General features: G+C 52.8%; 7 protein-coding genes. 3 read left to right on the top strand and 4 right to left on the bottom strand.

What is annotated here, in order from left to right; genetic code table 11:
* Positions 1–1,912, top strand: a 1,912-nt coding sequence (locus NB063_RS28510; protein WP_250932491.1) for a sigma-54-dependent transcriptional regulator, incomplete at its 5' end; no start/stop codon positions are given.
* A gap of 65 nt (positions 1,913–1,977) precedes the next feature.
* Here the strand turns inward: NB063_RS28510 and NB063_RS28505 are convergent.
* The 4 genes from NB063_RS28505 to NB063_RS28490 are packed head-to-tail and all read right to left on the bottom strand — an operon-like array spanning position 1,978 to position 7,099.
* Positions 1,978–2,358, bottom strand: a complete 381-nt coding sequence (locus tag NB063_RS28505) for a hypothetical protein (RefSeq protein ID WP_250932489.1) — start codon at positions 2,356–2,358, stop codon at positions 1,978–1,980.
* 54 nt (positions 2,359–2,412) lie between these two features.
* Entirely contained in the window at positions 2,413–3,753 is a 1,341-nt protein-coding gene (locus NB063_RS28500) for a response regulator (RefSeq protein ID WP_250932487.1), read from the bottom strand.
* Between the two features lie 23 nt (positions 3,754–3,776).
* On the bottom strand, positions 3,777–4,511 hold the full coding sequence (locus NB063_RS28495) for a hypothetical protein (RefSeq protein ID WP_250932485.1): 735 nt from the start codon (positions 4,509–4,511) through the stop codon (positions 3,777–3,779).
* A complete protein-coding gene (locus NB063_RS28490; protein WP_250932483.1) occupies positions 4,508–7,099 on the bottom strand; it encodes a hypothetical protein in 2,592 nt (863 codons plus the stop codon). Before NB063_RS28490 ends, NB063_RS28495 begins: the two co-directional genes overlap by 4 nt.
* A gap of 772 nt (positions 7,100–7,871) precedes the next feature.
* Here NB063_RS28490 and NB063_RS28485 point away from each other — a divergent pair.
* Both NB063_RS28485 and NB063_RS28480 read left to right on the top strand, forming a co-directional pair.
* Entirely contained in the window at positions 7,872–8,411 is a 540-nt protein-coding gene (locus tag NB063_RS28485) for a hypothetical protein (RefSeq protein WP_250932480.1), read from the top strand.
* 89 nt (positions 8,412–8,500) lie between these two features.
* Positions 8,501–9,172 carry a DUF1559 family PulG-like putative transporter gene (locus NB063_RS28480; RefSeq protein WP_250932478.1) on the top strand — a complete coding sequence of 224 codons (672 nt, stop codon included), beginning with the start codon at positions 8,501–8,503 and terminating at the stop codon, positions 9,170–9,172.
* The last annotated feature ends 325 nt before the right edge of the window (positions 9,173–9,497 follow it).

The raw sequence follows: 9,497 nt of genomic DNA, 5'->3' as shown, positions 1-9,497 counted from the left end.
GGTGCTGGTGGACGGTTACGTTCTACTGCTGAGCCAAGTGTCAATGTCTGATCGCAACTTTCAAGAACTGCCCCGCATCCTGATCATCGACGACCAATGGGGTAGCGGACGCGCGAGTGGCAAGCAGAACGAACTGCGCCGTGCCCAGTGCAAGTGGTTTGGCTTGGTCGATGAAACGGGAGACCATGACGGCAAAGTCACCACCGTCAGCGATCCGGTCGCGCGCGCGACGTTCTGTCGTGGGCAATTGCCACAGTGTTCTCGTGTGGGCGATGTTGTCAAAAACGACATCGAGGGTGCCTTGGAAACGGTTCGCCAAGGCTGGGAATGCGAGCCACGCGATCGTTGGGCCTGCGTTTTCGTTGACATGGAATTTCCCACCGGCGAAGTGACCAAGGTAAGCAGCCAGGATGAACCGGGCGCTCCGGTCGGATGCGATCGCGACCGGCAACCGGAAACCTACTTTGGGTTGGAGTTGATCCGTGCAATCCGATCACGGTTCCCCGATATCCCCGTCGTCATTCTCTCCAGTAAGGAAAAAGACAAAGGAAAGATTGACGAACTCTATTCGCAGTTGGGCGTGAAGGAGTTTTTACCGAAGAGTGCCAACAAGGAAAAATTTCGACAGTGCATCTTCGATCTCGGGCTGATTCCTGACGAAATGGGGTGCATCGCTGGTCGGTCGCTGTCGCTGCACAAGGCACTCAAAATGGCGAGGCTCGTGGGCCAAAGCCGCGCCAATGTGATGATCTTGGGTGAAACCGGCACAGGGAAAGAATTGTTGGCTGAGTATGTGATGCGTTGGAGCCGTCCGTCGATCGCAGGCCCTCAAATCAGAACAAGCTGCGCCAACTTCTCAGAGAACTTAGCTCAGTCAGAACTCTTCGGTCATAGGAAGGGGGCGTTCACCGATGCCAAGACGGATCGTGTCGGCGTGATCGAAGCGGCTAACCAAGGCGACTTGTTCCTCGACGAACTGGGCGCTTTGCCGCCAACCGTGCAGAGCAAGTTACTGCGGGTCATGGAGTCCAGGCAACTCGTCCCCTTTGGCGGAGAGGAAGGCAAGCCGATTGATATCGACGTTCGCTTTATCGCTGCCACCAACGAAAATTTGCGAGCGATGGTCGACAACGCCGAGTTCCGTCACGACCTGTTGCCACGGTTCAACGTCGTCACGCTGGAACTCCCACCGCTGCGTGAGCGGATGGAGGATTTGCCAGTGATCGTCAATCTGCTCATCAATCAACTGGATCGAAATCGAGAAACGCCGCGAAGAATCTCATCCGACCTGATCGAGCACTTGCAGACCTACGACTGGCCCGACAACATCCGAGGACTCAAAAACGCCATCGAACGCGCCATCGTCTTGGCTCCGCGAGCCGACCGCCTGACACCCGATGACATCCCGTTGCCCCAACGCAAGACGCAAGCATCCGCTCCACAATCGCCAACCAAACGACCAGCAACCGACTCCACCCAACCCGACCAACAACCAGCAGCCGATGTCGCCACCCAGCCCTCACAAACAATCGCACCCGCAACCGTGGACAGCCTGATCGACCACATCGAGTCATTCCAGTTCGACGGCCGCCCGCGAGCTGAACTCGACGGCAAATGGCCCAAGCTGCAAGACGCCTTCGCCCGCTTAATCGCCCGCTACTTTGAGGCCGCGCTGATCGCCAACCCGAAAACCACCTACAACGACAACGACGAGAGAACGATCGAACCGAACGTCGCCGAGTCCTACCGCCTTGTCACCGGCGAAGACGTTCCCCGCAACAACAAAACCAAAGCTCGCCGCCTATTCGAGTGGCCATTGAAGTTTAGCGAAGAAGCAGCCCAAGAGTTCTACACCGAAGAAACCGAATTGGGCAAATCCGTAGCGAAGAAGCCTGCGAACTCCAAGAGCTAGAAAGCCGTAGGCTACTCAGCCTTATCTCGATCGCCACGATCGTCGCCGAACAGCATCGTGTAGATTCAAGCCGTTTCCTGTATAAAACGCTGCTTGATTCCTTCTGCGTCGAGCTCGACGAAACCACCGTCCGCATCATCGTCCATGAACTTGAATCCGGATTTGTCAGCGATCTGCATCAAGATCGGAAGTTGCTCATCAATCTTGGCAGCCTTCCCCAAGTTCACCCAGGCCACGCAAGTGAATCCATGTTCGTTGGTTCGCAGTTTCTCGACCACGTTAATGCAGCCGTACAGACCAGGATAAGGCATCGGCGGGATCTCACCCTTGTCGGTGTAGTACTCATCCTCCTGATACACCGCGCCCATGTTCAGGAAAAGCTCTACCAGCCCGTCACGAGTGAACTCCTCGCCATGATCAGCGTAAAGCATAACTGCAAAGCTCATTGTTTTCCCCAATCACGTGTTTCGCGTATTCGATATTGCGTGGCCCTTGAAGAATCAAACTCGGTGAATAAAGAATGATCCCCCTCTGCCAGCCAGAGCGAAAGTACTTGGTAAATCGGAATCCAAGTCTTCTTCCACCGCATTTTGCACTCGGTATCGTTTGTCCACGTTCTCGACGACGTCAAAATTCACGTTGCCGAGAAGTCGCTTCAGCTTGGTGTTCAGGCGACTGATCGCCGTTGCCATCGCTTGACTGCGACTGTCTTCCGCATTGTCGCGCAGCCTGACGACCAGAGAATCTCCCGGCCGATAAATTTTTGGCTTATCCTTGCTATGATTTTTACCGGTCCATCCGGATTGGTCCTCTAATCCTGTGATTACTAGTTCAGGCAGGATTGGAACGACCTGCGCTTCACTCGTTTGAGGCTTTTCTTGCTTACCCGACGCTCTTCCAGGTTCTTGCGATGCAATTAAACGCAGGAAGAAGACGCATTCCTGTGGCGTCAAATCATCTGGCGAAGATGTTAGCCAATCCTCTTTCTTTGCTGGAGTAGCAACGTCGTCTTGAAGCGAAAGCCCTGCGACATATTTTGGGTACTTTTGACCTGCACCTGGTTTCGGTGGGTCTGCTAAAAAAATTAGCTTGGTCAACATATCTGAAAGATCAAACTCAAACTCATCGTCGGGGTGCCGTCGCTTGAATACCCCACTCCACATTGACATCTGGTCAACTTCTTCCCAGTCCCGTAGATCAAAGCACCTCTTTGTGCTGGGCTTCACAAGCTCGCTGGGCAACTCAAAGTGAAGGCAGAGAGTCTTTCCGTTTAAGTCTGCGACTGACGGTGACTGAAGGTCAGCCGCGAGACTGCGGAGAACATTTCCTTGCGGATACTTGCTGACAAGGATCGTCTCGATTGCCTTCACTTGATCTACAACGCTAAAGTTCTTCTTCTTGTCCCAAGAAAATGATGGACACCTTGTAAGCCCTGTCGCGAAAGCTTCGAGCGACAGAAGGCGACCGTATTCTTTTGTTCCAAGTTGCTCGGCCAACTCGTCATCGTCCGCGTAGCCAGAGATAATGATCGAAACAAATTTGTTTCCAAGGGCTACCGCTCGTTTCAGTACGTCTACTCCGGTGCCGCCGCTTTCGTGTTTTAGGTTCAGATCGAGTGAGAGAATGTCGACTTGTGATTTCGGGGCGCGGTCACCCCTTGCTTTAGTCCTTAGAAACTCCAATGCTTCAAGGGCAGTCGAAAAAGCAAATACCGATTGATGCTTCGTCGGATCAGGCTTTCTGCTGTTCGTTTCGCCTCGAAGAATGCGAGAGTACATTTTGGTCAGTTCAAGGCGCCATTCATTGTTGTCTTCGACGATTACGACGATGGGGTCAGGCATTGGTTATTCTCTACGTGGATTTGTTAAAGGTATTTGGCCAGCGCTTTGCGGACTCTCGCTACAAGATCACTTGGATCTAGCGGGTTTCTGGCATCGCTGATCGACTTGCTGATTGCTCGCAACTCGCCAATTACTTCGCGATGCTCCAGCAACCGATTCAGCAATCGGTCGTCGAGTACGTTATCAATCGCAACTCGCAGGGATTCGCAAGCGGCTGATGTCTCATGCGAGGCGCTCCCAGCGACTTGGTTTAGGCACTTCTTCATGGCAGCGAGTCCTTCGATGGCCATGAGCTGGTTTTTCCAACTCTCGCCGAGAAGTGGTTCGCAGCGTTTCATTGTTGCCATCAATTCAATGAACGACAGCGGGAATGGCAGGACGTAATTGCCCACTTTCAGCTTGGCGAACGGTCCAGTGTTGGCCAGTTTGTGCACGTCGCAGCGTATCGCGGAGACAAAAACAATTGCCCCACACCAAACTGTGTCGCTGTTCGACAGCGATGTCGACCGTGTTTCGCTTGGGCGAAGTTGGCAGTGAGTTCTGAAAACAAGATTCTCCGTTAACGGCGTCTTGGTTGCCACGTAAAGCAAGTGGGTGGTATCGCAGAGGGTCGCGCTATCGCCCGCTCGCCACAGGTGCTTGCTGGCCTGCTTGAGATTCGCAGCATCTTGTACGGCATCATCTCCCATGCGTTGACGCAATAAAACGCTGAGGGTCCGCGCCAAAACCGATTCGCCCATAACAACCAACTGACTCATTTTGCCAACCTCACATCATTTGCCCGAAAGCATCCGTCGAGCGGTACCGATTCACGAACTCCAAAAAAAGTCACATTCTGGCCGATCCTGGGATTTGGAATCGCCTTGACGTATTTCCTTGTTGTCGTGAATTTTCTGCCCGAGCTTTCGATCACGACTACGTTTTCAGGATTTTCCCCAAATTGAACAATCTTGCCTTTTAGTCGGCGATTTCCAATCCGTTCGAGTTTGCCATCGACCAGCAGGTTTCCAAGCAAGATGCAATCAGGACCAACCAATGCCACCGCAGAATCTTTCAATACATCGACTGCACCGTCAAAGCCGGGAATTGATTTGCCGCTTGATGTCCCATAGAAAATCGCTTGGGCGTATTCTCCGTGTGCGAACTCGCGATTTGCTTTGAGAAGGTAATAGGAGTCAGGCCCGTAGTCGATATCGACCAAGGCATTCTTGAGCGGCTCTATTCCCTCGTTGATTGATTCCTGTTCTTCACGTTTCTTCTTGGTTAGCTCCTCATCTTCTTTTGTTTTGAACTCAAACGGCTTATCAAAAACGGTTAGGAAAGCATCGGCGAGATGGTGCATGATAAATGTCAGTTCGTTCTCACCTTCCTGCTTTGAATAATCGAGGTGGTATGCTCGTGCGAGTACGGGACGGGGTGTAATCGAGCTGCCGTTATATTCCCGCTCTATTTCCTCAAGAATCCCCCTCGCATCATCCTCTGAGAATACATGGCAACGAACATTTCGACCGGCGGGAGCCGTGCGGATTCCCCAAGCTTCGTTTAAGACCTGCGCATCCATACTGGACTCGTACTGAACACGAGTTGGCGCGTGAAACCAAAGATCATGTTCCGTTTCGTGCGGAAGAAGAGTGGGCATCAAAGTGTAGCAGGCATACTCAAGCGAGCTTCTCATCAGCTCGCGGTGAAGGTTGTCGCCAACATGTTCGTCACGAAAGACATTCGATCGTTCGAGATCGGAATGTACTGAAGACCGAAGTTGCCCGCAAAGCGTGAAGGGTATGACTGACGCTCTTTTCTTCAGCCAAAATTTTCGCAATTCAGGGATAGCCTTCAGCAGTGCTACCCTACGAGCTTCCTTATTCTTTGGCAGTCCATGGGACGGGTACGTATCATTCGAGCCCAGCTTTCTAAGAAAGAAGCTTCGCAATTCAGCATCGAATTGAATAGCATCCACACTGGGTGGCAATGCCACAACAAAACCACCGACAACAAGCCCGCGTTTCTTTCGGTAGGTTTCATCGAGAAATAGCTGGACATTCCACCGGCCTGTTTCTTTTTGTTCAGGTCGTACTTTAGTTCGCGTTTTACACGTTTCAATATGCTGACACAGTCGTCTCGCTTTGACTAAGCGACAAGCATGCTCAAAAGCTTCCGCGAGGTTTAGCATTACCGCATCGATATCTCGCGAGTTACTGTCCGCCATCAAAGTTGGCTTGGCAAACTGAGTGAAGATGCTGCCGTACTCTTTGAGTTCCTCTGTGATCACCTTCTGGTTCGTTGAAGAGAACAGCACGATCGGTAGAGATGGATCAACACCGGCGATCAATCTTGCAAGCAAGGTAACAGCCGAATGGTACATTTCGTCGCTACGAGACGCCTTTTCGTTTGATTCCTTCACGGCCCATTGACGCAGCCGAGTCAATTCATCGTTCCCAATGACAGGCCATCCGTTCGATTTACTTCGCGTGCTCCAAGATTCGTACGTGTCAATCACTCTCACGAAAAAGTCGCGTTCAAGGTTTAATGACTCTCGCTCGTATAGCCTTAAATCTAGAAAGAGAAGATCAATGGGACGGGATTGCTCGCCCCAGCGAAGGCGGCGACTATTGACACTTATTGCTCGCCGAATTGATTCGAGGAGTTCACCCGTCAATTCTGTGCCTGTCAACGTGATTCGATGCTCGTAGAGAGTCGTGACAACACGATTTTCGTCGACAGCGTTTCTTGACTGTCCTATCCCCAGTTGTTCTGAAAGAAATTGAAGCCAACCGTGGCGAATGGCAGAATCATCGACGAGCAGAAGATTTACGTCGGCTTTGTCGAATTTTGGTAGCGTTGAAACCAGCCTTTGTAGCTGAGCGTACAACTTGCCTTGAGGGTTGCGCTTCCTGAAATCTGCGTCCCGATCGGGGAAGAGGCCAAGCGCCGTGAGCATACGCTGAAGTGCAGTTCGGCTGTTCTCGTCATTGTCACTTCGCAAGAACAAAGACGCTCCAAGAACATTCGCGAGCGCATGGTTATCCGATGGCTGAGTTGGTCTCAAGAAAAAGCTCTGCCAGAGTTGACGGATCATGCTGGCGTCGTGATCGGGCGGCGTTGGAGAGTGTTGTCCGATAGCGGGTAGCAATCTCACCAAGCAGCTTGATTCGTCTTCGCCTGGGATAGCGGTGATGTGGGTCAGCCATGGTAGGGCGGCTACTTCCCGGCCAGGGAACATCGCCATGAAACGGTCTGCGTCGGTGGTCGGGTTGCTTTGGCGGGTGGCGTCGAGAATGACGACGTGCGGGACGGGCTGTTTTTCGTCCAGGCATCGCAAGCCGAACCAGACGGCCCAGTCGATCACGGTGAGATGTTTGCCGATCTCAGGAAGATCGTCGGTGGGGCCGTTGGTTTGATGTCGAACGACGACGAGCGTGTCATCGGGTGACAGCCGCTTGAGAAATTCACCACGGTCGAGTCCCCAGAGTTTGGCAAAGTCGTTTTCGTACGAACAGACGAGACGCTGTTTCTGTTGTGTTGGCGCATTCACAAAATTATTAACGATGGCATTGGTCGTGCGGACCAAAACTCGGTCAGGTTGGGTCGTAGCCATCGCTGCTGTCATCTGTGTTCCTCTTGGACGTTGAACTGTGTCCGCCAATTTTAGCAGACACCGTTCTCGGATGTTGGTTCAGGCGTTGCAAAAAACGAACCACGGAAACAGCGTGAGCGGAACATCATCCGCTGTTGCTTGGAGTAGCGTGGAAGTGCGTTGGATTCTTGATAGCGCGACTTGTTCAGGCCGACGAGCGTCAACCAATGCAAGAGACTTGGGGGAGCGTTCTGGCTACCGCTGGTAGCACACGAAATACGACGATCGTGACTGCTACGGCTGCGATAGCGATAGAGCCACCGTTGTTACAGGGCGAGAGGTTTTTCGTACTTTCTCGTGCTTCGTTGATTCCCGAATTCCGTGCTTTTTCAGGCTGTTTTGATTGCCAGCGTGTTACTTGTGACGGTAACAGGCCCGTCTGTAGCACGCAGGGTTTTACCGGCGAGACATTTCGGATCGTCAACTCGAAGTCCGCTTGCCCAGGGACGAGAGTCGTTTACATCGGGCGCTAGGGTAAAAGAAGATGTTTAGAACTTTGATTCTCGGTTTGATGGTTGTCGTGGTTTCTGCGACGAGCGTGAATGCTCAGTCGCTTCGTATCAATGTTTATTCGCAGCGAGATGCGAAATGGAAGAACGACAGAATGGGAAGTAGTTCGTTGAAGGTGGGGGATTACGGCTGCTTGATGACCTGCCTCGCCGCCGCCCTTCGGACCACGCCTGGCGATTTGAACGGGTTTCTGAACCGCAGTGGCGGCTACGACTCCAATGGTCTGCTGAAGCATGACGTCGCCGCCAGCTTCGATGGCTCGGGTGGGCTGAAGTACATTGGTCGGTCGCGACTCCCGAGTAATTGGTCAGCGGTCGGACGTGGGATCGGGCGAGGTGCGGTGTACGTTGTCGCGTCGCGTCGTCCGCTTGGATCATCGACGCACTGGGTGTTGGTGTACAAGACGACGCGAGGGCAAGCGTACTACATGGACCCATGGGATGGTACGGTGCGAAGGGTCGGCGATGGCTGGGTGTCATTCAATTCGGACGCTCGGCTGTACAGCTTTCGTTAGGAAGTTGTGGTGATTTTCTGGGCGGTCGTGATAGCCACGGCCGCCCGTTTGGATTTGTAAGGCAACACCAACTCAATAGGAATCGTGAAATGAAACGCACGAAGCGAATTGCTTTCACTTTGATTGAACTCATCGCGTCGATCGCAATCATCGCGATAATGCTGGCGATGCTTCTTCCCGCAGTCCAACGTACACGGGCATCTGCGCGGACAATGGCGTGCCTGAGTAACGCTCGTCAAATCGCGATGGCCTCGCAAATGTTCCATGACAGTTTCCGCAAATTGCCCACAGAACCTCTGATGCTCGATTCGGACGCGGGCTGGTCGTACGACATTCTTCACTATCTCGAACAAGACGAACTTCGCAAAGGATTTGACCCCAGCTTGACGGTCGATGCCGATCAGAACATTCAACTTGCCAGTCGTTTTCGTCCCCAGGCTCTCACCTGCCCGGAAAACCTGGATGTTCCCGTCACGATGTTATCAGCGAGCGGTAGCCCTTTTGAAGTGAAGGCTTCTCACTATTTGTTCAACGGTTTTGTGCTCGGGCAACGTTTGAGTGCGATCCCAGAGACCGACATGACCATGCTCGCTCGCGACGCCAGCCTGACGTCGTCGGCTTGGCACTCGTCACCTTTCACCTCGGTTTGGTCTGACGATCCAACGCCCTCACATCCCGGTGGCACCGTGGTGGTGTTCGTTTCTGGGCGAGTCGCTGTCGTCCAAGAGTCGAGCGAGGTTGTGATCGCCATTGATCGCTGAGTAAACCCGCCAGGGTTTCACAAAGACCAGGCAACACGTCGCGGGGACAATGTGTGTTACTGATGTGACAGCAAGTTTGCCCCAATTGTTACGAGTCGCATGAATTTCATCGACTGCCCAAGGCTTGGCCTAATGCTGGATTCTGCTGCTCTCCTGGGGGTTGTGGGGTGCCAAGTACGTCTGGTGATTTGTTTCAGTTTATTCGCCGTTTTGGCGTTAGCCATGGTTCCCTCATTCAACCGGGGCTAACGCCCAAACGGCTAATGGAGTTGCAAGGAATGATCTCATGTAGCCGTAACAGGTGCGATTGTAAGGAACGTAGATG

Origin of the sequence: Aporhodopirellula aestuarii (genome assembly GCF_023701485.1) — a bacterium.
Classification (GTDB): Bacteria; Planctomycetota; Planctomycetia; order Pirellulales; family Pirellulaceae; genus Rhodopirellula; species Rhodopirellula aestuarii.
Note: the sequence above shows the minus strand (reverse complement) of the source record. Positions and strands in the feature narration are given on the sequence as shown.

What these genes read in the sequence shown, in the direction of transcription:
- NB063_RS28505 (WP_250932489.1), bottom strand. Translation starts at nt 2,358, where the DNA reads ATGAGCTTTGCAGTTATGCTTTACGCTGATCATGGCGAGGAGTTCACT.
- NB063_RS28485 (WP_250932480.1), top strand. Translation starts at nt 7,872, where the DNA reads ATGTTTAGAACTTTGATTCTCGGTTTGATGGTTGTCGTGGTTTCTGCG.
- NB063_RS28500 (WP_250932487.1), bottom strand. Translation starts at nt 3,753, where the DNA reads ATGCCTGACCCCATCGTCGTAATCGTCGAAGACAACAATGAATGGCGC.
- NB063_RS28495 (WP_250932485.1), bottom strand. Translation starts at nt 4,511, where the DNA reads ATGAGTCAGTTGGTTGTTATGGGCGAATCGGTTTTGGCGCGGACCCTC.
- NB063_RS28480 (WP_250932478.1), top strand. Translation starts at nt 8,501, where the DNA reads ATGAAACGCACGAAGCGAATTGCTTTCACTTTGATTGAACTCATCGCG.